We start from the raw sequence: 25,217 nt of genomic DNA, 5'->3' as shown, positions 1-25,217 counted from the left end.
GATAGATCGAATCATCCATATATCACCATGAGCACACCAAGAAAAGGTGTGTCCTGATTGATGCGTATTTGGGGGGTATTACCGCCTGTAGCAGGCAGGAGGGCCGGACAGGCCCTCCCCCGGGGAGAGGAAAACGACGTGACCGAAGCCAGTACGGCGAGCAGGCCGAAGGGCGACGAGGCGACGGTGCCCCGGGCCAGGACCGACAGTCCCGCGACCCAGAGCAGCCTGGTGACCCCCAGGGGGACCACCACCATCGAGAGCGGGGTCGTGGCCAAGATCGTGGGCATGGCGGCTCGGGAGATCTCCGGGGTCTACGACATGGGCGCGGGCACGGCGCGCGCGCTCGGCGCGGTCCGCGGCATCGTGGGCGCCGACAGGAGCATCACGCAGGGAGTGTCGGTCGAGGTGGGCGAACGGCAGGCCGCCGTCGACCTGGAGCTGGTCGTCGAGTACGGCATGGCCATCCCCGACCTGGCCGGCGCGGTGCGCCGGAACGTGATCACGGCGGTCGAGCGCATGTGCGGGCTCGAAGTCACCGAGGTCAACATCAAGGTCTCCGACGTCCACATGCCCGGCCAGGAGAGGGAGCGGGCGGAGGAGACCCCCGAGCAGGGACCGCGCGTCCAGTGAACGACCCGGCACGCGGGACGACCTCCCCGGCACGCGGAACGGCGGAGCCCGCCGGGCGGACGGCCGTCGCGACCCCGGAGAAGGCGGACCCCGTTCGCGGGACCGCCGCACCGGCGGACGCCCCCGTCTCCCAGACCGTCACCGTGACCCAGGGGACGACCGCCCCCGCCCGCGAGACCGCCGGACCGGCGCGCGGGGCGAAGGGCCCGGCCGGCGGGGCGGGCGGCCTCGCCCGGACGGTGGCCGCGACGGTACGGAGCCATCCCGACGTCGCCGACCTGACGGGCGGGCCGTTCGGGACCGTGGCGACCTATCTGCCGGGCGAGAGGGTGCCCGGTGTGGCACTGCGCGAGGACGAGGTGGAGGTGTCGATCGTCGTCAGGCTGGGGCGCCCGCTGCCGGAGATCGCCGACGAGGTGCGCGTGGCGGTCGCCCCGCTGGTGGGCGGCCGGCCGGTGAACGTCCATATCGGAGGTGCGCGGTGAAGGAATTCCCCTTGTGGTCGGTGGTCGGCACGATCGCCGGGGTGCTGTTGGGGTTCGCCGCGGCGTTCGGCGGCCTGGGGGCCTTCCTCCTGGTCCTCGTGCTGGGCGCCGCCGGTCTCCTGGTCGGGCGGCTCGTCGACACCGGCGGCATCGACCTGTCCCGGCTGACGGCGAGACGGTGATGGCCACACCGGTCGGGCACCGCTCCGCGCCCGGTGCCGGGGGCGCGACCGCCCCCTCCGCCCCGGGGCCCGGGGGGGAGGGCGCCGTGCACGCGGAGGCCGGGTCGTCGGCGGCCCAGGGCATCCCCGCCCAGTCGGTACGGGAGATCGTGCCGCCCGAGCGGCGCGGCCGGACGGACATCCCCGGCAGGGTCGTGTCGCGTATCGCGATCCGCTCGGCCGGGGAGGTGGCACGGGTGCGGGAGGTCGGCGAGCGGGGGCCGCTGACCTTCCACGGGGGCACCCGCGCCACGGTCCACGGCCGGCTGGCGGCGCTGCGGCTGGACGTGACGGTGGAGTATCCCGCTCCGATCCGTCAGGTGGCCCAGGAGGTCCGGCGGCACGTCGCCGAACGCGTCCACACCCTGACCGGCCTGGACGTCGGCCACATCGACATCGAGGTCGTCGGCGTGGTGCCTGCCCGGCACGCGGCCTCTCCTCAGGACATCGCCCCGGTGCGGGAGACGCCCCCCGAGCGGGCCGGGCGGGTTCCGCGGGGCGCCACCGCATATCGGGAGACGGAATGACCATGCCGGTGCCCGACCCGGCCGACAGGATCTCCATGGCGGAACCCACCATGGCGACACCGACCGCACCCGGCGCGGAGCTCGGGGGGTCGCCGGTCCCGCCTGTGCCCGGAGCGGCGGCGAGGGACGCCGCCGCGGACCGGGCGGCGATCCGGGCCTTCCGGCCGCGCCGGGTGGTCCCCTCAGTGATCACGGCCACCCTGATGACCCTGGGCGGCGCCCTCGTGGCCGCGGAGGTGATCTCCGCGCTCCTGGGTCGCCCGCTCCGGTTGGTGCCGTACGACCGCGCCCTGGCCTGGGCGTCGTCCACGCCCTGGAGCTCGCCGCAGGTGGCGACCGGCGCGGGCCTGGTCGCGCTGCTGGGCCTGGTGCTGGCGCTGCTCGCGCTGCTGCCGGGCCGGCCCAGGCTCGTCCCGATCAGGACCGGCGACAGGGACCTGGTCATCGGCGTGCCCCCTCGGGGCTTCGCCCGCGCCCTGGCCCGCGCGGCCGAGCAGGTGCGGGGCGTCGGCCACGCCCGGGTGCGGCTGCACGGCAGGACCGCCGACGTCACGGCGGAGAGCCTCATCCGCGACACCACCGGCATGGCGGACGCCGTACGGCAGGCGGTGCACGCGCGGATCGCCGAACTCGGCCCCGTACGGGACTACCGCGTCCGCGTACGTCTGCGGGAGAGGTGACCGGCATGCACGACAAGACCGCCCGGGGGAACAGGCTGGGGCTGCTGATCGTCGGACTGGCGTTGCTGATCCCGGGCGCCCTGGGGCTCGCCCGGAGCCTGGGTGCGCTCCCGCGGGCCTGGGCGCCCGCCGACGAGCCGCTCGTCGGCGACCAGGTCCGCGACGCCTTCGCCCGCTACGACCCGTGGCCGTGGTGGGCGATCGCGGCGAGCGCGGCCGTGCTGGCGCTGCTCGGGCTGCGCTGGCTGCTGGCCCAGGCACGGCGTCGCCGGCTGGACGGCATACGCCTGGACGGCGGACCCGCCGGGATCACCGAGGTCCGCACCGGCGGTGTGACCGACGCGATGGCCGCCGAGGTGGCCGCGCACCCCTCGATCCTCGACGCGCACGCCGCGATGGTCGGCACGAACGCGCGTCCGGCCGTGCGGCTGCGCATGGTGGTCGCGGAGAACACGCCGATGAGCGCGGTCCGCGAACAACTCGGCGGGGTGGCCATCCCGCGCATGCGCCAGGCGCTGGAGGCCGAGCGGCTCCCGGCCGTCGCCCGGGTGAACCTGGAGGACGCGCCGCACCCCCGTAGGACCCTCGCCTGAGGAGCGCCGATCATAGAGTGATCAGGGAAACCACGGCGTCGAGGAGAAGATGTGCCTTCGGTTGTGAAGATAAACGTCCTGACGGTGTCCCCGGAGATGCGTGAGGAGCTGGAACGCCGCTTCTCCGGCCGGGCCGGGGTCGTGGAGTCCGCCGACGGGTTCGAGTGGTTCGAGCTGCTCCGCCCGGTCGACGGCACCGACCGGTACCTGGTCTACACGCGCTGGCGCTCCGAGGAGGACTTCACCCGCTGGACCGAGAGCCAGGCGTTCCAGCGGGGCCACGCCCAGGCCGGCGCGCAGGGCCACGGTCACGCCCAGGCCACGGCGGGCCAGGGACCGGCCCAGGGCCACGGCCACGGCCACGGCCAGGGACAGGGACAGGGACAGGGACAGGGACCGGCGGCCAGCGGCGCCGAGCTGTGGTCGTTCGAGGTCGTCCAGAGCGCCGGTCCCAAACAGGAGTCCTGACCCCCGGCCCGAGACTCCGGCCGCCGGCCCGGGAGGTCCTCGGCGCGCCGGGAGGATCCGCCGCGACCCGCGAGGACCGTCAGCGGTCCAGCGGGTTGGCGGCGATGCGCTCGGCCACGCCGGCGCGGACGAAACGGCCGGCCAGGCTGCCGGGCTTGCGCTCGGCCTGGTCCCTGAAGCACGCGGTGAACTCCGGGCCGAGCCCCAGCCGGGGGTAGCGGTCCAGCACCTCGGCGCGGAGTCCGGCCGGCCAGTCCTCCGGCCGCCGACCGGAGATGTCCAGCCCGGTGGAGAGTTCGAGCAGGTGCCCCTCCGGGTCCTGCTCGACGTCCACCTCGTCCCACATGTGGCGGACAACCACCTCGGACGCGCGCACGCGGCGCTCGACCGGCCAGCCGGCCCCGGCGGCGAACACCCACGCGACGTGCCCGCCGGCCTCCTCGAACGGCACCGTGTGGCTGTCGAACTCCTTGACCAGGCCGATGTCGTGCATCATCGCCGCGACGTACAGCAGTTCGGCGTCGAAGGCGACGCCGTTCATCGCGCCGTAGGCCGCCGCCCACAGGTAGGCCCGTACGGAGTGGTTGAGCAGGGCGGGCGAGCAGTAGGCGGTGGCCACTTCCAGCGCGCCGCGGGCGGCCGGGGTGTCGGGGATCACGATGTCGGCGAGTCTCATGCGTCCAGCCTGTCCTGACACGGCGGCGTCCGCGAGTGGCCGGGAAGACATCGATCGATAGGATCCCGCCATGAGCTTCACGAAGGTAGCGGTTCTGCTGTTCGACGAGATCCCGCTGTTCGAGGCGTCGGTGCCGATCGCGGTCTTCGGGGAGCGACGGTCCGGACTGCCGGAGTTCGACGTCCGCGCGGTGGCCGCCGAGGGCGGTCCGGTCCGCACGGACATCGGGATCACGCTCGCCGCGCCGCACGGCCTGGACGCCGTGGACGACGCCGAACTGGTCGTCGTGCCGACCTGGCGACGCCCGTCCGGCGGTCCGCCGCCCGCCGAGGAGGCGCTGGAGGCCCTGCGCCGCGCCCACCGCCGCGGGGCGACCGTGGTCGGGCTCTGCCTCGGTACGTTCGTGCTGGCCGCCTCCGGGCTGCTGGACGGGCGCAGGGCCACGACCCACTGGCGGTACGCCCCCCTGCTCGCCTCGATGCACCCGGCCGTCGAGGTCCAGCCCGACGTCCTCTACGTCGACGAAGGCGACGTCCTCACCTCCGCGGGAAGCGCGGGCGGCATCGACCTGTGCCTGCACCTGGTCCGCCGGACGTACGGCCCGCGCATGGCCAACGAGATCGCCAGGAGCCTCGTGGTGCCGCCGCACCGGGCCGGCGGCCAGGCGCAGTACGTCGACCACCCCGTCCCGCCGCCGTCCACGGGTGACCCGCTCGGCGAGACCCTCGACTGGGCCCTGCGGCACCTGGACCGGGAGCTGACCGTCGACATGCTGTCCGCCCACGCCATGATGAGCCGCCGCACCTTCGACCGGCGCTTCCGCCGGGCCACCGGGACCACCCCCGCCCAGTGGCTGCTCCACCAGCGGGTGCTGCAGGCCCAGCGGCTGCTGGAGACGACCCGGGAGCCCGTGGAGCGGGTGGCCCGCAGCGTGGGGTTCGCCTCGGCGGTGGCGCTGCGCCCGCACTTCCGGCGCCAGGTCGGGGTCTCACCGACCGCCTACCGGGAGACCTTCGGCACCGCACCCGAGGCGGACGTTTCACGGACGGTGTGAACGTACGCCGCGACCGGCGCGCGGAACCACGACACGGCCGGCGCGATCGTACGCCGCGACCGGCGCGCGGAACCGCGACACGGCCGGCGTGAGCGATGCCTCGGGGGCGGGCACGCACCGGCCGAGCGGGGCGAATGTCGCGTAAACCTCCGGCCCGCATCTAGTTGCTAACGATGTGCCGGAAGAGCCTCCCGTGGCTTGACCGGTTTGGTCGGATTCGGTCAGCATGATCAGCCCTCTTCGTTCGGCCTGGAAGGAATTGGCGTGCGCCGCCGCACACAAGCACTCATCGTCTCGTTCATCCTCCTCGTGACCTGCGGCGCGACGGTCGGCACGGCGGAGGCCGGGAAGGCGGCGGGCAGGGAGGCCAGGCGGACCGCGGAATGCCAGGGCGACTGGCTCCCGGCCACCCCGACCTCCTCGGACATCATGAACGGCCAGCTCGACTTCCTGGACCTGCCCCCGGTGAAGGTCGGCAAGGACGTCAACTGGCGCACCGACCCGTACCGCAACCGTTCCTGGAGCATGGTCTTCCACTCGCTGCGCTGGATGGGCCGCCTGGTCGCCGACTACGAGACCAACGGCGACAAGACCTACCTGGCGAGGGCGACCGAGATCGCCAAGGACTGGGTGGCCGACAACCCCCGGGGCGGCGCCGGGACCAGCCCCTACGCCTGGCAGGAACACCCGATCGCGCTGCGCGCCCCCGCGCTGGTCTGCCTCAGCAAGCACGTCGGCGAGCGGTGGCTGACCACCAGCCTGGCCGAGCACGCCAAGATGCTGTCCGACCCGAAGCTGTACGAGAAGGGCCACAACCACGGCATCGACCAGGACATCGCGCTGCTCGGCATCGGCTGCCGCTACGGACGCGACCAGTGGTCCAGTCTCGCGATCAGGCGGCTCACCGAGACCGTGAAGCTCGACGTCGACTCCCAGGGCGCGCTGCGCGAGCAGGCCCCGCGTTACGCGGTCTACGTCTACGAGCGGCTGAAGGTCGCCATGGCCAATATCGAGTCCTGCGGCCGGAAGGTACCCGGGGAGATCTCCAAGCGGTGGGAGTCCATGGAGGACTTCATCGCGCACTCGACCCAGCCCGACGGGTTCATGGTCCCGATCGGCGACGGCGGCGCGGACGTGCGGCCGGTCGGCTACGCCCACCCGAAGCAGAAGGTACGGGTGTTCGGCGCCGGCTACGTCTACGGGCGCACCGCCTGGGACAAGCCCGAGTCGGCCTTCTACTCCATCCGCTTCGGCCCCGGCATGAAGTACCACGGCCACGAGGACCACCTCGGCGTGACCTACTACGCGCAGGGCCGGGACGTCCTGGTCGACGTCGGGTTCCACTCGTACGAGAACGGCGCCTACCGCGACTGGACCATGTCGCCGCAGGCGCACAACACCCCGCAGGTGGTCGGCGCCCGGTTCCGCCCCAAGACGGCCACCGCGCTGAGCAGGTCGTCGATCGGCGCGGACCGGCAGAGCTACCGGCTGACCGACCGGGCCTACGGCGTGCCGAGAACCCGCTCGGTCCTGGTCAACCACGGCGAGGACGTGATGGCCGTGCTCGACACGGTCCCCAAGGGCTCGAAGGTCAGCACCGTCTGGCACTTCGCCCGGGACCTGTCGGCCGTGTCGAACGGCGGCGGCCGGGTCGTGGTCAAGGACAAGACGGGCTGGAAGGCGACGCTGGTCCAGGTCTCGATGCCCTCCTGCGAGCCGGTCGGCGCCCTGAAGGTGGTCCGCGGCCGGACGAACCCGTACCAGGGCTGGGTCTCCGCCGCCTACATGCAGAAGCAGCCCGCTCCGGCGGTCGTCTCGCCCGCCGTCGCGGGCCCGGTGCTGACCGTGCTGGTGCCCGGCACCGACAAGCCGTCGGTCTCCTGCTCCGGCGGCAAGGTCACGCTGGAGACGTCCGGGGGTCCGGTGAGCTTCCGGGTCAGCGGGGCGAACCTCTCCTGACCCGTGCCGGGCTTCCCTGCGGGCCGCGTCACTCCGCGACGTGGCCCGCGCGCAGCAGGCCGTACGTCACGGCCTGCTCCAGGGCCTGCCAGGAGGCCTCGATGATGTTCTCGTCGACGCCGACGGTGGACCACTCGCCGGCCGCGTCGCTGGAGGTGATGAGCACCCGCGTGACCGCGTCGGTGCCGTGCGTGCCCTCCAGGATGCGCACCTTGAAGTCGATCAGCTCGACCTCCGCCAGCTCCGGGTAGAGCCGCTCCAGGCCCATCCGCACGGCCCGGTCCAGGGCGTTGACCGGGCCGTTGCCCTCGCCGGTGGCGACGATCCGCTCGCCCTTGGCGTACAGCTTGACGGTGGCCTCGCTGACCAGCTCGCCGCCGCGGGTCCGCTCGACGATGACCCGCCACGACTCGACCTGGAAGTGGCGCCTGCGCTCGCCGGCGACGGTGTCGCGCAGCAGCAGCTCGAAGGAGGCGTCGGCGGCCTCGAAGGTGTAGCCCTTGGACTCCAGGTCCTTGACCCGGTTGACCAGCTCGCGCGAGGTGTCTGCGGACAGGTCGTAGCCCAGCTCGCGGCCCTTGAGCTCGACCGAGGCGCGGCCCGCCATGTCGGAGACGAGCATGCGCATGTCGTTGCCCACCTCGGCGGGGTCGATGTGCTGGTAGAGGTTGGGGTCGACCTTGATGGCGCTGGCGTGCAGCCCGGCCTTGTGCGCGAAGGCGGAGACGCCCACGTAGGGGGCGTGGGAGTTCGGGGTGACGTTGGTGACCTCGGTGATCGCGTGGGCGATCCTGGTCATCTCGGCCAGCGCCTCGCGTGGGACGAGGTCGAACCCCCGCTTGAGCTGGAGGTTGGCCACGACCGTGAACAGGTTGGCGTTGCCGGAGCGCTCGCCGTAGCCGTTGGCGCAGCCCTGCACGTGGGTGGCGCCGGCCTTGACCGCCGCCAGGGTGTTGGCCACCGCGCAGCCGGTGTCGTCGTGGCAGTGGATGCCGATCCTGGCGGACGTCCCGGCGGCGGCCTGGACCACCTCGGCCAGCTCGTCGGGGAGCATCCCGCCGTTGGTGTCGCACAGGGCGATGACCGACGCCCCGGCCTCGGCGGCGGTGCGCACGACCTCCAGCGCGTAGGCTGGATTGGACTTGTACCCGTCGAAGAAGTGCTCGGCGTCGAGGAAGACTCGCTGCCCCTCCGCACGAAGGTGAGAGACCGTGTCGCGGATCATCGCGAGGTTCTCCTGGAGACTCGTGCGGAGGGCCAGCTCCACGTGCCGGTCGTGACTCTTGGCGACAAGGGTCACGACCGGCGCGCCGGATTCGCGCAGCGCGGCCACCAACGGGTCGTCGGCCGCCTTCACCCCTGCCCGGCGGGTCGCGCCGAACGCGGCGAGCTGCGCGTGCCTCAGGTCGAGCTCTGTTCGAGCGCGCCTGAAGAACTCGGTGTCCTTGGGGTTGGCGCCGGGCCAACCGCCTTCGATGAAGCCGACACCCAGGCTGTCCAGGTGACGCGCGATGGCCAGCTTGTCGGCCACCGTGAGGTTGAGCCCTTCCTGCTGGGCACCGTCACGGAGTGTCGTGTCGTACACGTGGAAGCGGTCGTCGGCCATGTCAATCTCCTTCGCGGGTTCGTATGGTCGCCGCGCGCTCTCCGGCCTCGGAAAACAAAAAAACCCCTCACGGACGTGAGAGGTCTGCGCGCTGGCGTTGTCCTTTTTCAGCCAGCGCGCCTGCCGATAATGAGCAGACCGTAGAACATGATGCCAAGCAGTCTGCCATACGTCGCCACCGTCTGACACATCGATCTCACGATCCGGGACGGCGCGCGTGCCGACACACCCCGGTCTCCCCTCTTACCCCGCCGCCCACCGGGAAGAATGGCCGCATGAAAGCGACTTACCTCGACCCGACGGTCGGGCAGTACCTGCTTGCGCACACGACCCTGCCCGGCGACGTGCTCGACGCGCTGGCCGTCGAGACCCGCGAGCTGACCGGCGGCAGCGCGGGCATGCAGATATCCCCCGACCAGGGGCGCTTCCTCACCATGATCACCCAGATCCACCGGGCCGTGAACGCGGTGGAGGTGGGCACCTTCACCGGCTACTCCTCCATCTGCCTCGCCCGCGGGCTCGCCCCGGGCGGCAGGCTGACGTGCTTCGACGTGAGCGAGGAGTGGACGGCGGTCGCCCGGCGCTACTGGGAGAAGGCGCACGTCGCCGACCGCGTCGAGCTGCGGATCGGCCCGGCGGCCGAGCGGCTGCGGGAACTGCCCGAGGAACCGGCCGTGGACCTGGCGTTCATCGACGCCGACAAGGTCAACTACCCGGTCTACTACGAGATCCTCATGTCACGCCTGGTCCCGGGCGGGCTGATCCTCGTCGACAACACCCTGTGGAGCGGCCACGTCGCCGACCCCACCCGGGACGACGACACCGTCAGGCACATCCGCGAGTTCAACGACATGGTCAGCGCGGACGACCGGGTCACCTCGATCATGCTTCCCATCGCCGACGGCCTCACCATGATTCGAAAGCACTGACGAGAAGTTTCCCGGAACCCGAGGCGGGCGCACGCCTTTGCGATTACTTTCAGCGATGTGTCGAACACGTTGCGCCCACCCGCACGGAGGGAAGGATGCCCCTATGGGGCTGCTCATGGAGAGACCGATCACCCACCAGATCACCGATGAGGCGGATCTCGAACGGCTGTACCTGGAGCTCATCGACCGGTTCGAGAACCATCGGATCGAGATCATCAGCGGCCGGATCGTGGTGAGGGAAATGGCCACGATCGCTCATGCCGACGTCGTGTACCAACTCATGTCCCAGCTCATGCCGTTCGCCATGGAGAAGGGATGGCGCGTCTATCCACAGGCCAAGATCTTCCTTCAGGCGCAGGCGGACCGCTACGAGCCCGACCTCGTCGTCGTCCCCTCGAACCCTCCGCTCTGGGATCCCAGCCACGTGCACGCGGACGCGACGTTGCTGGTCGCCGAGGTCGTCTCCCCCAGCAGCATCCGCGACGACCACGTCATCAAACCGCAGGCGTGCGCGCTCGCGGGCGTCCCCCTCTACCTGGTGCTCGACGCCTTCGCCAACCGGTTCAGGCTGCTCAGCCGACCGGGCCCGGAAGGGTACGCCGAAGAGGCCACCGAGGCGTTCGGCAAACCGCTCGAACTACCCGAGCCGTGGAACCTGACCGTCGACACCGGCAAGTTGATCGAGGGGTAGGACTGTGCACTGCGGAAGCCCGGTGGGGTGGGAAGCCGGGCTTCCGCGGTGGGAGCCGACGGATCGCCCGGCCCGCACGAGAGTCGGCGAATCGTGCGGGCCCGCAGGTCACGTGAGCACGCACGGCGGCCGACGGATCGTACGGCCCCACGCGGGCGTCGGCGGATCCTGCGGGCCCGCGAAGGTCTGGCGGGCTCCGCCGGCCCGCGCGGAGACCGGTGGATTCCACCGGCCCGCGCGGCGGTCAGCGGCTCCCGGGAGACCGCGCCCCGGGAAACCGCGTGGAATCGGGTGATCAGCAGATCTTGTGGACCCAGTCGTACCGGTCCGGGCGGGAGCCGTACTGGATGCCGACGAGTTCCTCGCGGATCCGGGTGGTGACGGGGCCCTGGGTGCCGTCGCCGATCGTCCAGGCGCGGTCGGCGCCCTTCACCGAGCCGACCGGGGTGACGACCGCCGCGGTGCCGCAGGCGAAGACCTCGGTGAGCTCACCCGACGCACAGCCCTCCTGCCACTCCTCGATCGACAGGCGGCCTTCCTCGGCGGTGAGGCCGAGGTCCCCTGCGAGGGCGAGGATCGAGTCGCGGGTGATGCCGGGCAGGAGCGTGCCGGTGAGCGCCGGGGTCAGCAGGCGGTCGCCGTAGACGAAGAACAGGTTCATCCCGCCCATCTCCTCGACGTAGCGGTGCTCGCCCGCGTCCAGCCAGACCACCTGGTCGCAGCCCTGCTCGACGGCCTGGCGCTGGGCCACGAAGGTGGCCGCGTAGTTGCCGCCGCACTTGGCGAACCCGGTGCCGCCGGGCGCCGCGCGGGTGTACTCGGTGGAGAGCCAGACCGAGACGGGCTTGGCGCCACCGAAGTAGGACGCCGCCGGGGAGGCGATGACCATGTACTTGTAGTTCCTGGACGGGTAGTTCACGCCCAGCGCCGGCTGCGTGGCGATCATGAAGGGTCGCAGGTAGAGACTGTGGCCCGGGGTGGTGGGCACCCAGTCGCGGTCGGTCTGGACGAGGAGGTCGAGCGACTCGACGAAGGTCTCCTCCGGCAGTTCCGGCATGGCCATGCGCACCGCGGAGCGGTTGAAGCGGGCGGCGTTGGCGTACGGCCGGAAGGCGGCGATGGCGCCGCCCTCCTGCCGGTAGGCCTTCAGGCCCTCGAAGAGCTCCTGGGCGTAGTGGAAGACCGAGGTCGCCGGGTCGAGGCTCAGCGGGCCGTACGGCACGAGCCGGGCGTCGTGCCAGCCCCTCCCCTCGGTGTAGTCGATCGAGATCATGTGATCGGTGAAGGTCTGACCGAATCCCGGATTCGCCAGTACCTGCTCGCGCTCGGCCGCGGTGCGAGCGTGGTCGGAGAGCTGCACGTCGAAGCTGAGCTTCTGAGCGGTGGTCATGACGGAGATCCTTCTCTTGGTGTCGGGCTGCCCTGGAGTCCATTCTGCGATGGACCGGGTAACGGGAAACTACTGCATCTCTACCTAAACCCGGCAGTGCCGGGTTTAGGCGGTACGGGAAGTGCGGGGAAACGACGACGCGCCCGGCAGCTCTGGTGAGCCGCCGGGCGCGTCAGCAGTGGAGAAGGCGGCTTGTCAGCCGGCTACTCGGGCGGTGATGTCGTCGCCGATCTCGTGGGTGGTCCGGCCGGTCCAGCCGGTCTGCCGCTCGACGAGGTCGTCGGCGACGGCCTGCTCGACCCGGGCGGACTCCTCGGCCAGGCCCAGGTGGTCCAGGAGCATGGCGACCGAGAGGATCGTGGCGGTCGGGTCGGCCTTGCCCTGGCCCGCGATGTCGGGGGCGCTCCCGTGGACCGGCTCGAACATGCTCGGCGCGGTGCGGTCGGGGTTGACGTTGCCGCTGGCCGCCAGGCCGATGCCACCGGCGATCGCCGCGCCGATGTCGGTCAGGATGTCACCGAAGAGGTTGTCGGTCACGATCACGTCGAAGCGCTCGGGCTGGGTGACGAAGAACATCGAGGCCGCGTCGACGTGGCAGTAGTCGGTCTGGACGTCGGGGTACTCCAGGCTGACCCGGTCGAAGGTGCGGGCCCACAGGTCACCGGCGTAGGTGAGGACGTTGGTCTTGTGGACCAGCGTCAGCTTCTTGCGGGGGCGGGCGAGCGCCTTGTCGAAGGCGTAGCGCACGACCCGCTCGACACCGTAGGCGGTGTTGAACGACTCCTGGGTGGCGATCTCGTACGGCGTGCCGCGGCGCATGGCGCCGCCCGCGCCGGCGTACGGTCCCTCGGTGCCCTCGCGGACCACGATCATGTCGACGTCTTCCGGACGGGCCTTGCCGAGCGGCGTCTCGACGCCGGGGAAGAGCTTGACCGGCCGGAGGTTCACGTAGTGGTCGAGCTGGAAACGGAGCTTGAGCAGCAGGTCGCGCTCCAGGATGCCCGGGGGCACGCTGGGGTCGCCGACCGCGCCGAGCAGGATCGCGTCGTAGCCGCGCAGCTCGTCGAGGACGGCGTCGGGAAGGGTCTCGCCGGTCTCGTGGTAGCGCTTGGCGCCGAGGTCGTACGTGGTGGTCTCCACCTTCGTGCCGACCGCTTCCAGAACCTTCAAGCCCTCGGTGACGACCTCGATGCCGATCCCGTCACCGGGGATGACCGCCAGGCGAATGTTGCGCGAATCCATGCAGGCACCTTACCGGTCCGTCTCGGTAATCGAACACCCATCTCACACCTCGGACAATTTGTCCACGTATTGCACAACGGGCGTTTTGTCCTGTTTGCGATCTTTTGACCGCTTCGTTAAGGTCCTGGGCACTCACATCGACGCCTAATCCGCACGGGCCGTCCCCCATCCCTTCGGCCTGCGCGGAGCCGGGGACCCATTTCCGGGATCCACCGGGGCGCCCGGGAACCCGCTCCGCACGGCGGAGCGCGGACCCCCTCTCGGGCGCTCCGTTTCCCTCGGGGCGAATCGGCGCTCGCACGCGCCGTAGGGCGGCCTCCACGCCCGAGCCCGACAGCTCACCCGGCCGGCCCTATGGAAGGAATCACCCTGTCCGGCAAGATGTACCCCCGTGTCATGACCATGATCGTCGCCGGCGCCGCGGTGCTCGCGACCCCGAACGCGGTGCTGGCCGCCTCTCCCGCCCCGGCCCCCCTCTCCGAATCCGTCAGCCTCAGCGGCCCGGCACTCGCGACCCTCAGCGGCCCGGCACTCGCGAAAGTAACCGCCCGGACCGTCAAACCCGCCTGGCGGAAGGCCGTCGACTGGGCCATGGCGCAGCGCGGCACGCCCTACCTGTGGGGCGGCACCGGCAAGGGCGGCTTCGACTGCTCCGGCCTGATGCTCCGCGCCTACGGCGCCGCCGGGATCACCCTGCCCCGCGTCGCCGCCGACCAGTACCAGGCCTTCGACAGGAAGATCTCCTGGGACGATCTCAAGCCCGGTGACCTGGTCTTCTTCAGCGGCCTCGGACACGTGGGCATGATCACCAAGCCCGGTTACATGGTCCACGCCCCGCGGAGCGGCGACGTGGTCAAGGAGGAGAAACTGAACTCCTGGCGCCGCCAGTCCTTCGTCGGCGCCGTGCGCCCCGACCCCAAGGGCGTCAAGCTCGCCGCCGAGCGAGCGAAGGAGGCGAAGGAAGCGGACCGGTCGGCGACGACCGTGGTCCGGACGTCCGGGTAAACCCCCTCCGACCCGCCGGGTCCCGTCAGGACGCCGCGCGGGCGCGCCCGGAACCGGCTCCCGCCCCGGGCGTGCCCGCGCGGCACGCGGGGCCATCCGGAACTCACCGGCCGCCCCGGCGGCACGCGGGTCGCGGGTCGCGGGTCGCGAGGTCAGCGAATGGGGGCGCCGCCGTTGTCGCGGCGGTCGAGGGCGATCTGCAGCGCTTCGGCGGCCTCGTTCTCGGCGTCTTCGCTACGGTTCCAGGGATACATCTCGTACATGACGATTCTCGTCTCGATGGTGTGTCGACGGCATGGGAGCGCAGGGGATTCACCCGGACCCAGGTCGCGGGTCCGGCGCGGGCCGGCAGGCCACGGGTCCGGGTCGCGGACCGGCGGGGCCGGCGGGCGCCGCGTGTGAGCGGGATGCCGGCCTGGTCTGTCGGGCCTCGTCGCGGCAGGCGGGGAGTGCGAGCGCCTGGCGCATCTCCCACCACGTTACCCCGCCTCCCGGATGCCGTCTCATCCGGCGTACGCATTTCTCAAATGCTGAGACGCGCCGCGGCCGGCGCCCCGTGGAGTCGGGACGCCGGCCGCGGCGGAGCGAGGTGGGACGGGGCCTAGTCGGTCAGGTCCACCGAGCGGCCGCTGTCGGCGCCGATCTCGGCACCGATCTGGTCGACCACCTCGGCCGGGATCGCGGTGTCGACGGTCAGCGCGATCAGGGCCTTGCCGCCCTTGACGTCGCGGGCCACCTGCATCGAGGCGATGTTGATGGCGTGGTCGCCGAGGATGCGGCCGACCACGCCGACGATTCCGGGGCGGTCGACGTAGGTGAAGAACGACAGGTGGTCGGTCGGCTCGATCTCCATCTGGTAGCCGTTGACCTCGACGATCTTCGTGATCTGCCGCGGCCCGGAGAGGGTGCCGGAGACCGAGACCGTGCGGCCGTCGGCCAGGACGCCGCGGACGGTCACGACGTTGCGCCAGTCGGGGCTGTCGGGGCTGGTGACCAGGTCGACCGAGACGCCGCGGTCCTTGGCCAGGAGCGGGGCGTTGACGTAGGTGACGGAGTCTTCGACCACGTCGGTGAAGACGCCCTTGAGCGCGGCCAGCTCCAGCACGCGGACGTCCTGGGAGGCGATCTCCCCGCGGACCTCGACGTCGAGCTTGGTGGCGACCTCACCCGCGAGAGCGGTGAACACCCGGCCGAGCTTCTCGGCCAGCGGCAGGCCCGGCTTGACGTCCTCGGCGACGGCGCCGCCCTGGACGTTGACCGCGTCCGGCACGAACTCCCCGGCGAGGGCGAGCTTCACGCTGCGCGCGACCTGCGTGCCCGCCTTCTCCTGGGCCTCGTGGGTGGAGGCGCCCAGGTGCGGGGTGACGACGACCTGGTCCAGCTCGAAGAGCGGGCTGTCGGTGACGGGCTCCTTCGGGAACACGTCGATGCCGGCGCCGGCGACGCGGCCCTCCTTGATCGCGGAGTAGAGGGCGCCCTCGTCGATGATGCCGCCGCGGGCGACGTTGATCAGCCGGACGCTCGGCTTGACCGCGTGCAGCTCCTTGTCACCGATGAGGCCGAGGGTCTCCTTGGACTTGGGCAGGTGCACGGTGATGAAGTCGGCCTCGCGCAGGGCCTCCTCCAGCGAGACCAGGCGGACGCCCATCTGGGCGGCGCGGGCCGGCTGCAGGTACGGGTCGTAGGCGATGAGCTCGACGCCGAACGGCTGCAGGCGCTGGGCGACGAGCTGGCCGATCCTGCCGAGGCCGAGGATGGCGACGACCTTCCCGTCGAGCTCCACGCCGGTGTACTTCGAGCGCTTCCACTCCCCGCCCTTGAGCGCGGAGTGCGCCTGGGCGACGTTGCGGGCGGAGGCGAGGATCAGGGCGACGGTGTGCTCGGCGGCGCTGGTGATGTTGGAGGTCGGCGCGTTGACGACCATGACGCCGGCCTTGGTGGCGGCCTCCACGTCGACGTTGTCCAGGCCGACACCGGCACGGGCGACGACACGAAGCTTGGGAGCGTGGGCGATCGCTTCGGCGTCCACCTGGGTGGCGCTGCGCACGATGAGCGCGTCCACGTCGGCGAGCGCGGGCAGGAACTGGGCGCGGTCGGCCCCGTCGGTGTGGCGGACGTCGAAGTCCGCGCCCAGGACCGCGAGACCGGCCTCGGAGAGTTCCTCAGCGACCAGTACGACGGGCTTGTTCACAGGCTGGATCCTTCTGAGACGGTGAGGGTGCACGGACCTCACGTAGTCTATCGGCGCTTGTGAACGCGTTCACGAGTGTCCCGCGATCCGAGACGGTACCCGCGGCGGCGGCATCCCATGCATGCGGGACTCAAGTTGGTATTGATCCCAGGAAAACTTCACGATTACCCTGATAAGCCGTGGTCCACTACCTATTGTTCCTCATATGAGCATCGGGAACCCCGCTCTCCGCGACGTGCTCGCTCAGCACGGCGGCCCGCACCGGCTGCTGGCGGCACTTGCCGAATGGGGACTCCTGGTAGCCGTGCGGCCGGACCGATCCGTCGTGCTCGGCACGACCCAGGCCGGTGACCGTGTCCTGCTCGGATACACATCCGCGGACACCTACGCGCGGCACCGTGGCAGCCACTCGCTGTCGGCCTGCGACGCCGACACCATCCTCGACATCCAGCGCGTCACCGGTGTGCGGGAAATCGTGATCGACGCAGCTGGACCCGCGGCGGCGGCCGTGCCGATCGAGGACCTCCAGCGATACCTGCTCGCGACACGCAGCGGTCCGACGCCCGCGCTGTCGAGCGCCTCGCCCACGGCAAGCGCCGCCCCCACGGCGTACGCGACCGGGGCGATGGCCACGGTCTCGCGTCCGGCGGCGGTGAGACCTCCGTCGGCCCCCACGCCCCCGGCTCCCGCCCAGCCGTGGATCCCGGCACCGCGCCCCCACCTGTCGGGCCCGATGCAGATGGTCGACCCGGGCTACAAGCGGTGCACCCACCCGATCCTGCCCGCGCTGCGGGCCGCGGTCGCGCAGGTGCTCGCCGACTACCCGCTCGTCCACCACGTGTGGATCTCCGACACCAAGACCTCCTCCGGGGCCCCGGGGATCATGCTGCATGTCAAGGTGCACATGTCGGCGGCCGAGGACGTGGTCAGGGACATCCACCGCGGGGTGCGCGCGCGCCTGCCGCAGCTCGCGGCCAGCGAGGCGCCCATCCTGATGGCCAGGGTCGTCGACGCGCGCACCGAGCGGCGGATGGTCGAGATGGGCGTCCACGTCGTCTGCGCCGACGTCACCGACTGACATCGACGATGCGGACGAGTGCCTCCCGGTGAGGTCCGGCCCACCGGCTGGCCGGCCTCGGGTCCTCAACGGGATCTGCCGGCCTCGACCGGGAGGCACTCGTCCGCGCTCACCGGACGTGGCGGGGTGACCACCGCGGTGTCACGCGGGTTCCCGCCGCCGTCGGCGTCGCGGGCCCGTCCCGCCGGATACGACGGGACGGGCCCGCGGTGTCCTCCCGGGGAGACGGGCCCGCGGGCGGCGGGTCAGGCGAGCCGGCGGGTGAGCACCACCCCCGTCCGGACGCACACCCCCGCCAGGAGCGCCGCCAGCAGCGGCAGCCCGGCCAGCACGCCCGCCAGCGCGAGCCACGGCACGTCGACCACGAGTGGCGCGGGGGCGGCCACCAGGTCGTTCGCCGGCCGGACGAGGTCCTGGCCGCGGAGCCGCTCGCCGACGGCGGCCACCAGGCCGACGACCAGCCCGGCGAGCGTCCCCGCGGACACGCCCAGCCCGGCGATGAACGCGGCCTGCCCCGCGACGAGGAGCCGCTGGACGCGGCCGGTGGCGCCCACCGCCGCCAGCGTGGCCCGGTCGGGGCGGGCTTCCGCCGCGGCCAGGCCGGTCGCGGCGAACGTGCCGCCGAGCACCAGCACGGCGGCGCCGAGGGCGAGGACGAGCAGCATCACGGTGTTGTCACTCTGGAAACCCCGCTCGACCGTGACGGAGGCCGAGCGACTGACGGCGCGTACGGCGGCGTCCAGCCGCTCCTCCTGCTCCGGCGTCACCCGGAGCACGGCCGGGTCGGCGACGAGGGCGACTTGGTCGACGGTGGCGCCGAGCTTCGCCACCGCGGTGGCGGAGAGCATCGCGAGCACCGGCACCTCGCCCGGAGGGCGCCGGACGACGGCCGGCACCGGACCCACGGCGGACATGCCGGGACCACGGGCTTCGAGGGAGAGCGTGCCGTCGCGCGCCAGCCGCGGATCGAACACCACCGCCTTGCCCGCCGCGAGGGCGGCCTCCGCGTCGGGATCGGGACCGCGCAGGAAGTGCCGGAGCAGGTCGGTGCCGCCCACCGCTATCTCGCCGAACGACCCGAACGACAGTACGCAGTGCTCGCACCCGGATTCGCGCCGGAGCTCGGCGAACGGGTAACCGACCTCCCGCATCTGCCCCACCTCGATCAGCGGTACCCCCGGCAGCAGGGAGGTGACGGTCCGCCTGATCTCGCGCCACATCTCGGGGTTGACCCTGGCGTCCACGACCGTGCTGCCCGTCATGTACCGGGGCACGTAGGTCTCCCGGTGGTACGCGAGCTGACTGGAGGTGACCACGCCCAGGGCGGCGAAGGCGGCGGTCGCGGCGAGCACCGCGGCCACGGCGGGGGCCGTACGGCCCCGGTTGCGCGCGGCGTCCCGGGCGGCCATCCGGAACGGCAGCGGCAACCGGGCGGCCAGGCGCGCGGCGGCCCCGACGAGCCACGGCGTCAGCAGGACCAGCCCGAGCTGCCCGAGCACCGCGCCCGCCAGCAGCCGGATCCGGCTCGACGACCAGGTGGGATCCCACCGCTCGCTCCCGGCCACGACGTCGTAGCCGATGACGGCGAGCCCGCCCAGCGCCAGCAGCAGGCCCAGCAGCGGCAGGCCCCGGCGGTCCCGGGCCGGGGCCCGGCGCGCGGCCAGCGCCGCCGCCGTGTCCGCCCGCGACGCCTGGACGGCGGGGACGACCGCCGCGAGCAGCGCGCTCGCCGTCCCCAGGAGCACGGTGAGCGCCACCCAGCCGAAGGGCACCTCGAACGGCCCCCGGTGGACGAACGGCGTGACGGCCGCGGCGACGCCGACGCCGGCTCCGGCGCCGAGCACGGAGGCGGTGAGGCCGAGGGTGAGCCCGTCGGCGAGGACGACGGCGCGCAGGTGGCGGGGGGAGCCGCCCTGCGCGGCGACCAGCGCGAGCTCCCGGCGGCGGCGCCGGATGCCGACGGCGAAGGCGGGCCCGGCCAGGAACACGACCTCCAGCACGACGACGGCCATGCCGAGGGCGCCCTCCAGCACGCCGACGATGTTCCCGGACTCTTCGTGGATGGGCACGCCGGTATCGGCCTCCGGCGGGGGATCGTTGATCACCGCTCGGGAGACGACGACGACGCCGTGCCGGTTGATCTCGCGGACCCGTTCCCAGGTGACCGGGGCGGGGGTGTCGACGAGCCAGTCGGTGCTGACCCCCTTGCCGTCGGCGAGCGCGCTTCCCGGGAGCGCCACGATCTCCGGGTGGCCGGGCGCGCGCTGGGGCTCGACGACGCCGACCACGGTCGCGGTGCCACCGGTCCTGGTCAGCGGGAGGGCGGTGCCCTCCCGCAGCCCGAGTGCGGGGCTGACCGCGACCTCTCCGGGAGTCCGCGGCAGGCGCCCGGAGAGCAGCCGGTACATGCCCGTGGTGATCGGGTCGCGCAGGTCGATCTCCCGCAGGTCGGCCTCCCGGTAGGAGCCCGCCACCCGGTACCCGGTCCACCCGGTGTGCGCGGGGACCATCCGGGCGCCCGGCTCGAACAGGGCGCGGACCTGCCGCTCCGTCAGCTTCCCGTACGTCGCCGCGCCGTCCGTGTCCACCGGGTCGGCGATGCCCCGGATCGCGCCGTCGACGCTCTGCCATATCGGCCTGCCGGACGTCTCCGCCCGCACCTGGGCGTCGGCCGCGCCGATGTGCCAGTTCAGGCCCTCCCGGGAGTCGACGTCGTCGGTGGCCCGCCACGTGGCCAGCACCGTGACCAGCAGCACCGGCAGGCCGATCATGACCATGATGAGCGCGCTGCGCGCCCGGGCCCGCCCGATGCCCCGGCGGGAGATCCGCAGCGCGGCGCGGAACGCGGCCAGCGGGGAACGGCCGGCGCCGGCCGTCCGCCGCTCCGACTCGGCGCTCACCGGGCGTTCTCCGGAGGTGCGGCTCATCGGGCGCTCTCCAGGGAGGCGGCCGTGGAGTCGGCGATCTCGCCGTCGCGCAGGAAGACCACCCGGTCGGCCCAGGCGGCGTAGCGGGGTTCGTGGGTGACGAGGAGGACCGCCGCTCCCGCGTCGCAGCGGGTGCGCAGGAGCTGGAGGATCTCGTCGCCGGTGGGGGTGTCGAGCGCGCCGGTGGGCTCGTCGGCCAGGATCAGCCGTCGCTCCCCGGCCAGCGCGCGGGCGATGGCGACCCGCTGGCGCTGGCCGCCGGAGATCTCGTCGGGGAAGCGGTCGGCGGCCTCGCCGAGCCCGACCTCGGCGAGGACCTCCAGTGCCTCGCGACGGGCCTGCTTCGCCCGGACCCCGTCCAGCTCGCGCGGGAGCATCACGTTCTCCACGGCGGTGAGGGAGGGGATGAGGTTGAGGTCCTGGAACACGTAGCCGACACGGCGGCGGCGGAGCCCGGCGAGCGCGCCCGCCGACAGGATCGACAGGGGCGTGCCCTCGACGACGACGGAACCCGAGGTGGGCTGGTCGAGCCCGCCCGCGAGGTTGAGCAGGGTGGACTTGCCGGACCCGGACGGCCCCATCACCGCGACCAGCTCTCCGGGGTCGACGTCCAGGTTCACCTCCCGGAGCGCCGTCACGGCCTGCTGCCCGTCGCCGTGCACGCGGGTGACGTCCGCGAGCCGTAAGACCGGGTCGAAACTCATCGTTGTCTCTCCTGAGTCTGGGGGGAGGCCGTGAGCACGGCCTCGCAGTGGTCGAGCCAGCGCTGCTCGGCCTCGGCCTGGAAGATCATCGAGTCGAGCACCAGCCGCTGCGCCGCGCCCTGGACGTTCGCGTGCTTGGCGCGGGTGAGATGTTGCAGCGCGCTCATGGTGGCGGTGCGCTGGGCCCGGATGACCGGGCGGACGTCGGCACCGGCGGCGACGGCCATCGCCAGCTTGATGACCAGCTCGTCCCGGGGCCGGTCGGACTGGGCGACGGGGGTGCTGAACCATCGCTCCATCTCGGCCCGACCGGCCTCGGTGATCGAGTAGACGACCCGGCCCTGGTCGTCCTGCTCACCGGGGCTCACCAGGCCGTCGCGCTCCATGCGGGAGAGGGTCGTGTAGACCTGGCCGATGTTGAGCGGCCAGGTCGCCCCTGTCGACGCCTCGAACTCCGCGCGCAACTGGTAGCCGTAACGGGGCCCCTGGCTCAACAGAGCGAGCAGGCCTTGCCGAATCGCCATGGATACTGAGTATGCATACTCAGTATAGCCATGGCAAGAGATCCGCGTATTCTGGACAGGTTCCGCCGCTGGGGCCGATACTCGGAAGATGAGCTCGACGCATCCCCCGTCCCGCGCCTCCGACGGGGACCGTGATCGCGCGATCAGCGAGCTCCGTGACCGTGCCGTCGAAGGGCATCTGTCGCACGAGACGTTCCTCGGCCGCGTCGACATGGCGTTGCGCGCGCAGAGCCGGGGCGAGCTCGAGAACCTGGTCGCCGACCTGCCACAACGCGGCCGGCTCCGCCGGCTGGTGACCGAGGTCGTCGCCTCCGCCTCCGACTTCACCAAACGCGTCGAGTCGGCCTGGCGGCGCCCCAGACTGCCCAGGCTGGCGCTGCCCGGCGACGGCCGGACACGCTACGTGGTCGGCCGCGGCTCCGCCTGCGACCTGGTCCTCGCCGACTTGACCGTCTCGCGGGTGCATGCCGAGCTCCGCCGCGACGACGACGGCTGGACCCTGATCGATCTCGGCTCGCTGAACGGCACCCGGCTGAACGACTGGCGCCTGGTCGGCCCGGCCAGAGTCCGCCCCGGTGACGTGATCTCCTTCGGCGACTGCGGTTTCCTGGTGATCGCCCCCCAGCCGCTCTGAGGTCCGGACCCTCCCCGGAGCCCCCGCCGCGCGGACCCTCCCCGGAGCCCCCGCCGCGCGGACCCTCCCGGAGTCCCGGCCGCGCGAGTCCTCACCGCCCCGGAGCCGGGCCGTCTCCGGCCCCGGCGTCCCCCGCGCCGTCGGCTCCGCCCGCCCTGAGCTGCGCGGCCGTCAGGGTGTAGCGCGTGGTGAGCAGGATGCCGACGCCGACCGCGACCGCAGGCAGCAGCGTCGCACCGTACAGCACCGCGGTGACCACCGAGCCGGGCTGGGCGACCGGCGTGGCGGCGTCGGACTCGACGAACCCGGCGGCGCCGAGCAGCCAGCCGAACACGAGCGCGCCGAACGCGAACACCACGGTCTCGGCCGCCGTCCACAGGCCGGTGAACACGCCGGCCCGGCGCTTCCCGGTGGTCAGCGCGTCATGGACGATCACGTCGGAGAGCATGGAGAACTGCAGCAACTGGAGTCCCGCGTAACCGACGCCGACCACGAGCACGCACGCGTGCGCGTACACCGGCCCGAAGAGGCCGGAGAGGATCATCCCGAGGGCGCCCGCCGCGAACAGCGCCGACGACAGGATCATCGCGCCGCGCTTGTCGTAGCGCTTGGACAGCCAGACCCAGAGCGGCATCGTGACCAGCAGAGGGCCGACGAGGCACACGAAGAGCGTGGTGGTGGCCCCGGGCTCGGCCAGGACGTAGGTGGCGTAGTACGGGGCTCCGGCCAGCATGATCCCGGCCGCGAGCATCTGGGCGCAGCTCAGGCCGAGCAGCACCAGGAACATCCGGTTGGAGCGGGCGGCGGCGAACTGGGCCCGGATCGACGGCTCCGCCTCGGCCCGCGCGACCATGGGCGCGCGGGCCGTGCCGAAGAAGGACGCGAGCATCGACACCAGCAGCACGGCCCCGATGAGGATTCCCATGAGCCGGTAGCCGGAGACCTCGGTGCCCGCGACAGCCGGCGCGGCGGCGCCGGAGAGCAGGATCCCGAGGCCGACGAAGACCATCTTCCACTGCAGGAGCGAGGAACGTTCGTGGTAGTCGTCGGTCATCTCGGCCGGCATCGCCTTGTACGGCACCTCGTAGAAGGCGTAGGCCGTCGCGGTGAGGAAGTAGCAGAAGGCGACGTACAGCGCGGCGGGCACGCCGGTGAGCGGCGGCCCGGCGAAGGTGAGCGCGAACGTCACCGGCAGGGTGAGCGCGCCCAGGAGCATCCACGGCCGGCGGGCGCCGAGCCGGGAGACCGTCCGGTCGGAACGCTGCCCCACCCAGGGATTGATGATCACGTCCCAGAGCTTGGGCAGGAAGGCGACGACGCCGGCGAGCCAGGCGGGGACGGCCAGCACGTTGGTCATGTAGAACAACAGCAGCAGCCCAGGGACCGTGGAGAACGTCGCGGTGCAGATCGAGCCGACACCGTAACCGATGCGGACGCCGCGCGGCACGGTGACGACGGCAGGGGGTGGCGCCGGGGAGATCATGCCATATTCAACCGCAGCAAGTGACCGCTCGGTAGGCCCAGCGGAGCGATAACCCCTGAAAAATGCGGATATTTCCGCGCCCTTGCCCCGGCGCCTCCAGGCCCCCGCGCGCCGGGAGAGGCCGTACGACCTTGCCGGAGAACCGCGATCCCCGCCCCCGCCCCGGCGAGCAGGTCCGAACGGACCCTCGACGTCACCGCACCGCGCGTCGACAGGATCCCCGGCGACGCACAGCCGGACCCGGAATGAGCAGACGGCACCCGAATCAGCAGGTCACAAGGGGGAAGATCGGCGGCCCGGAACACACCCGGGTCAAGATCACACAGTGCCGGCCCCAGACGCTTCAACGATCACTTTGGTTTACCCGAAAAGTAAAGAATGTCTAGATTTTGATGACAAATAGGTCAAGGCGCCGACAGAATGCGGAGTCGTCCATCCAGCGTCTCACCAGTAACTGGAGGAACCGACATGCGTAGACCGCTAGGGGTACTGCTGTGCCTCGGGAGCCTGACGGCGCTCGGCACGTCCATCGCCACGGCCCAGGCTGTGGCGGCCCCAGAGGCGGCCCCGCAGGCGGCCCCGCAGACAGCCCCGCAGGCGGCCCCGCAGGCGGCATGCCGCGTGTACGCCGCGAAGCCCCGGGTCGCCGACGGGCGGATCCGGGCGTCCGCCGCGCGGCTGGGCTGCGACGACACCGCCCTGGTCCGCGTCCGCATCCTGCGCGCCGTGCCGGGAACCGACCGGATCGTCAAGAGCGCGTCCCTGCGGGGCGTCAACGGGCGGGTGACCGCGCGAATGGGGTGCACCCCCGGCGTCTACTACACCGTCGCCACCGACTACACGGGGAACACGAGCCGCTCCAGGCCGGTCCGGATCTCCTGCTCCCCCACCGGCACTCCCGCGCCGACGCCGACGGCCACCCCCACGCCCGCGCCCGCCACGCCCACCGCGAGCCCCAGCCCAACCCAGGGGTCCTCCACGGCGGACGAGGTGGTGCGCCTGACCAACGCCGAGCGGCGGAAGGCCGGCTGCGGCGCGCTCGTCCACGACCCGCAGTTGCGCGCGGCGGCGCAGGGACACTCGGCCGACATGGCGGCCAAGAACTACTTCAGCCACACCTCGCAGGACGGCCGGACCATGACCGACCGCATCAAGGCGTCCGGGTTCAGCCCGATGCGGGCCTGGGCGGAGAACATCGCGATGGGCCAGCGCACCCCCGCCGAGGTGGTGCAGGGCTGGATGAACAGCTCCGGCCACCGGGCCAACATCCTGAACTGCACCTACACCCACATCGGGGTGGGCGTGGCCAACAGCGCCCGGGGCATCTACTGGACCCAGAACTTCGCCCGGCACTAGACACCGCGACGGCACCCGTCCGGTGGCGGGCGGGTCGCCGCCGCACGGGCCCGACCGGGGGAACGGCGTCCTCGCGCACGTGACGCCCCTCCCGGCTCCGGCGGAGGGCCGCCGCGGCGGCAGACCGTGGCGGCCCCGGACCGCGCGGGGTAGTAGCCCGT

Annotated in this window: 24 protein-coding genes; 15 read left to right on the top strand and 9 right to left on the bottom strand. The window is 72.2% G+C overall.

Translation table 11 applies throughout. The features are described from left to right. Nucleotides 1–138 precede the first annotated feature (138 nt). The 7 genes from ABD841_RS03265 to ABD841_RS03235 are packed head-to-tail and all read left to right on the top strand — an operon-like array spanning nucleotide 139 to nucleotide 3,607. Nucleotides 139–633: an Asp23/Gls24 family envelope stress response protein gene (locus ABD841_RS03265; protein ID WP_425581938.1), complete on the top strand. Its 495-nt coding sequence runs from the start codon at nucleotides 139–141 to the stop codon at nucleotides 631–633. Next, complete coding sequence (locus ABD841_RS03260) at nucleotides 630–1,118, top strand: hypothetical protein (protein WP_344967670.1); 489 nt, start codon at nucleotides 630–632, stop codon at nucleotides 1,116–1,118. The genes ABD841_RS03265 and ABD841_RS03260 overlap by 4 nt, the downstream gene beginning before the upstream one ends. After that, a complete protein-coding gene (locus ABD841_RS03255; protein WP_344967871.1) occupies nucleotides 1,115–1,300 on the top strand; it encodes a hypothetical protein in 186 nt (61 codons plus the stop codon). Before ABD841_RS03260 ends, ABD841_RS03255 begins: the two co-directional genes overlap by 4 nt. Then, nucleotides 1,300–1,866, top strand: a complete 567-nt coding sequence (locus ABD841_RS03250) for an Asp23/Gls24 family envelope stress response protein (RefSeq protein WP_344967668.1) — start codon at nucleotides 1,300–1,302, stop codon at nucleotides 1,864–1,866. Before ABD841_RS03255 ends, ABD841_RS03250 begins: the two co-directional genes overlap by 1 nt. Beyond that, nucleotides 1,863–2,546, top strand: a complete 684-nt coding sequence (locus tag ABD841_RS03245) for a DUF6286 domain-containing protein (RefSeq protein WP_344967666.1) — start codon at nucleotides 1,863–1,865, stop codon at nucleotides 2,544–2,546. The genes ABD841_RS03250 and ABD841_RS03245 overlap by 4 nt, the downstream gene beginning before the upstream one ends. Before the next feature lie 5 nt (nucleotides 2,547–2,551). Next, complete coding sequence (locus ABD841_RS03240) at nucleotides 2,552–3,139, top strand: hypothetical protein (RefSeq protein WP_344967664.1); 588 nt, start codon at nucleotides 2,552–2,554, stop codon at nucleotides 3,137–3,139. A 51-nt stretch (nucleotides 3,140–3,190) separates the two neighbouring features. Then, entirely contained in the window at nucleotides 3,191–3,607 is a 417-nt protein-coding gene (locus ABD841_RS03235) for an antibiotic biosynthesis monooxygenase family protein (RefSeq protein WP_344967662.1), read from the top strand. Between the two features lie 79 nt (nucleotides 3,608–3,686). On the opposite strand, the gene ABD841_RS03230 is transcribed toward ABD841_RS03235, so the two are convergent. Further along, on the bottom strand, nucleotides 3,687–4,283 hold the full coding sequence (locus tag ABD841_RS03230) for an HD domain-containing protein (protein ID WP_344967660.1): 597 nt from the start codon (nucleotides 4,281–4,283) through the stop codon (nucleotides 3,687–3,689). Between the two features lie 70 nt (nucleotides 4,284–4,353). Here ABD841_RS03230 and ABD841_RS03225 point away from each other — a divergent pair, with 70 nt between their 5' ends. Next, nucleotides 4,354–5,337, top strand: a complete 984-nt coding sequence (locus ABD841_RS03225) for a helix-turn-helix domain-containing protein (RefSeq protein WP_344967658.1) — start codon at nucleotides 4,354–4,356, stop codon at nucleotides 5,335–5,337. Nucleotides 5,338–5,601: 264 nt separating this feature from the next. Then, nucleotides 5,602–7,296: a heparinase II/III family protein gene (locus tag ABD841_RS03220; protein WP_344967656.1), complete on the top strand. Its 1,695-nt coding sequence runs from the start codon at nucleotides 5,602–5,604 to the stop codon at nucleotides 7,294–7,296. A 28-nt stretch (nucleotides 7,297–7,324) separates the two neighbouring features. Here the strand turns inward: ABD841_RS03220 and cimA are convergent, their stop codons facing one another. Further along, a complete protein-coding gene (gene cimA / locus ABD841_RS03215) occupies nucleotides 7,325–8,902 on the bottom strand; it encodes a citramalate synthase (RefSeq protein ID WP_344967654.1) in 1,578 nt (525 codons plus the stop codon). Between the two features lie 275 nt (nucleotides 8,903–9,177). Here cimA and ABD841_RS03210 point away from each other — a divergent pair, with 275 nt between their 5' ends. Together ABD841_RS03210 and ABD841_RS03205 are read left to right on the top strand one after the other, a co-directional pair. Next, nucleotides 9,178–9,831 carry an O-methyltransferase gene (locus ABD841_RS03210; protein ID WP_344967652.1) on the top strand — a complete coding sequence of 218 codons (654 nt, stop codon included), beginning with the start codon at nucleotides 9,178–9,180 and terminating at the stop codon, nucleotides 9,829–9,831. Between the two features lie 103 nt (nucleotides 9,832–9,934). Beyond that, nucleotides 9,935–10,522: a Uma2 family endonuclease gene (locus ABD841_RS03205; RefSeq protein WP_344967650.1), complete on the top strand. Its 588-nt coding sequence runs from the start codon at nucleotides 9,935–9,937 to the stop codon at nucleotides 10,520–10,522. Between the two features lie 295 nt (nucleotides 10,523–10,817). Here the strand turns inward: ABD841_RS03205 and ABD841_RS03200 are convergent, their stop codons facing one another. Both ABD841_RS03200 and ABD841_RS03195 read right to left on the bottom strand, forming a co-directional pair. Further along, nucleotides 10,818–11,912, bottom strand: coding sequence for a branched-chain amino acid aminotransferase (locus ABD841_RS03200; RefSeq protein WP_344967648.1), 1,095 nt, complete (start codon nucleotides 11,910–11,912; stop codon nucleotides 10,818–10,820). 195 nt (nucleotides 11,913–12,107) lie between these two features. Further along, the gene (locus ABD841_RS03195) at nucleotides 12,108–13,154 is read right to left on the bottom strand and encodes a 3-isopropylmalate dehydrogenase (RefSeq protein WP_344967646.1); all 1,047 of its coding nucleotides are present in this window, start codon (nucleotides 13,152–13,154) and stop codon (nucleotides 12,108–12,110) included. A gap of 396 nt (nucleotides 13,155–13,550) precedes the next feature. On the opposite strand from ABD841_RS03195, the gene ABD841_RS03190 reads away from it, so the two are divergent. After that, nucleotides 13,551–14,159, top strand: a complete 609-nt coding sequence (locus tag ABD841_RS03190) for a C40 family peptidase (RefSeq protein ID WP_344967644.1) — start codon at nucleotides 13,551–13,553, stop codon at nucleotides 14,157–14,159. Nucleotides 14,160–14,760: 601 nt separating this feature from the next. Here ABD841_RS03190 and serA read toward each other — a convergent pair. After that, the gene (gene serA, locus ABD841_RS03185) at nucleotides 14,761–16,350 is read right to left on the bottom strand and encodes a phosphoglycerate dehydrogenase (RefSeq protein WP_344967642.1); all 1,590 of its coding nucleotides are present in this window, start codon (nucleotides 16,348–16,350) and stop codon (nucleotides 14,761–14,763) included. A gap of 205 nt (nucleotides 16,351–16,555) precedes the next feature. Here serA and ABD841_RS03180 point away from each other — a divergent pair, with 205 nt between their 5' ends. Next, complete coding sequence (locus ABD841_RS03180) at nucleotides 16,556–17,428, top strand: hypothetical protein (protein ID WP_344967640.1); 873 nt, start codon at nucleotides 16,556–16,558, stop codon at nucleotides 17,426–17,428. A 245-nt stretch (nucleotides 17,429–17,673) separates the two neighbouring features. On the opposite strand, the gene ABD841_RS03175 is transcribed toward ABD841_RS03180, so the two are convergent. The 3 genes from ABD841_RS03175 to ABD841_RS03165 are packed head-to-tail and all read right to left on the bottom strand — an operon-like array spanning nucleotide 17,674 to nucleotide 21,583. Continuing rightward, nucleotides 17,674–20,355 (bottom strand): FtsX-like permease family protein, encoded by a 2,682-nt coding sequence (locus ABD841_RS03175; RefSeq protein ID WP_344967638.1) that lies wholly within the window; start codon nucleotides 20,353–20,355, stop codon nucleotides 17,674–17,676. Beyond that, nucleotides 20,352–21,059, bottom strand: coding sequence for an ABC transporter ATP-binding protein (locus tag ABD841_RS03170; protein ID WP_344967636.1), 708 nt, complete (start codon nucleotides 21,057–21,059; stop codon nucleotides 20,352–20,354). The genes ABD841_RS03175 and ABD841_RS03170 overlap by 4 nt, the downstream gene beginning before the upstream one ends. Next, nucleotides 21,056–21,583, bottom strand: a complete 528-nt coding sequence (locus ABD841_RS03165; protein WP_344967634.1) for a PadR family transcriptional regulator — start codon at nucleotides 21,581–21,583, stop codon at nucleotides 21,056–21,058. Before ABD841_RS03165 ends, ABD841_RS03170 begins: the two co-directional genes overlap by 4 nt. An 88-nt stretch (nucleotides 21,584–21,671) precedes the next feature. Here ABD841_RS03165 and ABD841_RS03160 point away from each other — a divergent pair, with 88 nt between their 5' ends. Continuing rightward, a complete protein-coding gene (locus ABD841_RS03160) occupies nucleotides 21,672–22,217 on the top strand; it encodes an FHA domain-containing protein (RefSeq protein ID WP_344967632.1) in 546 nt (181 codons plus the stop codon). A 91-nt stretch (nucleotides 22,218–22,308) separates the two neighbouring features. On the opposite strand, the gene ABD841_RS03155 is transcribed toward ABD841_RS03160, so the two are convergent. Then, nucleotides 22,309–23,700 carry an MFS transporter gene (locus tag ABD841_RS03155; protein WP_344967630.1) on the bottom strand — a complete coding sequence of 464 codons (1,392 nt, stop codon included), beginning with the start codon at nucleotides 23,698–23,700 and terminating at the stop codon, nucleotides 22,309–22,311. Between the two features lie 468 nt (nucleotides 23,701–24,168). Between ABD841_RS03155 and ABD841_RS03150 the strand changes: the two genes are divergently transcribed. Further along, the gene (locus tag ABD841_RS03150) at nucleotides 24,169–25,056 is read left to right on the top strand and encodes a CAP domain-containing protein (protein ID WP_344967628.1); all 888 of its coding nucleotides are present in this window, start codon (nucleotides 24,169–24,171) and stop codon (nucleotides 25,054–25,056) included. The last annotated feature ends 161 nt before the right edge of the window (nucleotides 25,057–25,217 follow it).

Source organism: Streptosporangium fragile (genome assembly GCF_039534445.1).
GTDB classification, from domain to species: domain Bacteria; phylum Actinomycetota; class Actinomycetes; order Streptosporangiales; family Streptosporangiaceae; genus Streptosporangium; species Streptosporangium fragile.
Note: the sequence above shows the minus strand (reverse complement) of the source record. Positions and strands in the feature narration are given on the sequence as shown.

Coding starts and splice junctions, on each gene's coding strand:
- ABD841_RS03250 (WP_344967668.1), top strand. CDS start 1,300: ATGGCCACACCGGTCGGGCACCGCTCCGCGCCCGGTGCCGGGGGCGCG.
- ABD841_RS03245 (WP_344967666.1), top strand. CDS start 1,863: ATGACCATGCCGGTGCCCGACCCGGCCGACAGGATCTCCATGGCGGAA.
- ABD841_RS03240 (WP_344967664.1), top strand. CDS start 2,552: ATGCACGACAAGACCGCCCGGGGGAACAGGCTGGGGCTGCTGATCGTC.
- ABD841_RS03230 (WP_344967660.1), bottom strand. CDS start 4,283: ATGAGACTCGCCGACATCGTGATCCCCGACACCCCGGCCGCCCGCGGC.
- ABD841_RS03225 (WP_344967658.1), top strand. CDS start 4,354: ATGAGCTTCACGAAGGTAGCGGTTCTGCTGTTCGACGAGATCCCGCTG.
- cimA (WP_344967654.1), bottom strand. CDS start 8,902: ATGGCCGACGACCGCTTCCACGTGTACGACACGACACTCCGTGACGGT.
- ABD841_RS03210 (WP_344967652.1), top strand. CDS start 9,178: ATGAAAGCGACTTACCTCGACCCGACGGTCGGGCAGTACCTGCTTGCG.
- ABD841_RS03205 (WP_344967650.1), top strand. CDS start 9,935: ATGGGGCTGCTCATGGAGAGACCGATCACCCACCAGATCACCGATGAG.
- ABD841_RS03200 (WP_344967648.1), bottom strand. CDS start 11,912: ATGACCACCGCTCAGAAGCTCAGCTTCGACGTGCAGCTCTCCGACCAC.
- ABD841_RS03195 (WP_344967646.1), bottom strand. CDS start 13,154: ATGGATTCGCGCAACATTCGCCTGGCGGTCATCCCCGGTGACGGGATC.
- ABD841_RS03190 (WP_344967644.1), top strand. CDS start 13,551: ATGACCATGATCGTCGCCGGCGCCGCGGTGCTCGCGACCCCGAACGCG.
- ABD841_RS03180 (WP_344967640.1), top strand. CDS start 16,556: ATGAGCATCGGGAACCCCGCTCTCCGCGACGTGCTCGCTCAGCACGGC.
- ABD841_RS03175 (WP_344967638.1), bottom strand. CDS start 20,355: ATGAGCCGCACCTCCGGAGAACGCCCGGTGAGCGCCGAGTCGGAGCGG.
- ABD841_RS03170 (WP_344967636.1), bottom strand. CDS start 21,059: ATGAGTTTCGACCCGGTCTTACGGCTCGCGGACGTCACCCGCGTGCAC.
- ABD841_RS03165 (WP_344967634.1), bottom strand. CDS start 21,583: ATGGCGATTCGGCAAGGCCTGCTCGCTCTGTTGAGCCAGGGGCCCCGT.
- ABD841_RS03160 (WP_344967632.1), top strand. CDS start 21,672: ATGAGCTCGACGCATCCCCCGTCCCGCGCCTCCGACGGGGACCGTGAT.
- ABD841_RS03155 (WP_344967630.1), bottom strand. CDS start 23,700: ATGATCTCCCCGGCGCCACCCCCTGCCGTCGTCACCGTGCCGCGCGGC.
- ABD841_RS03150 (WP_344967628.1), top strand. CDS start 24,169: ATGCGTAGACCGCTAGGGGTACTGCTGTGCCTCGGGAGCCTGACGGCG.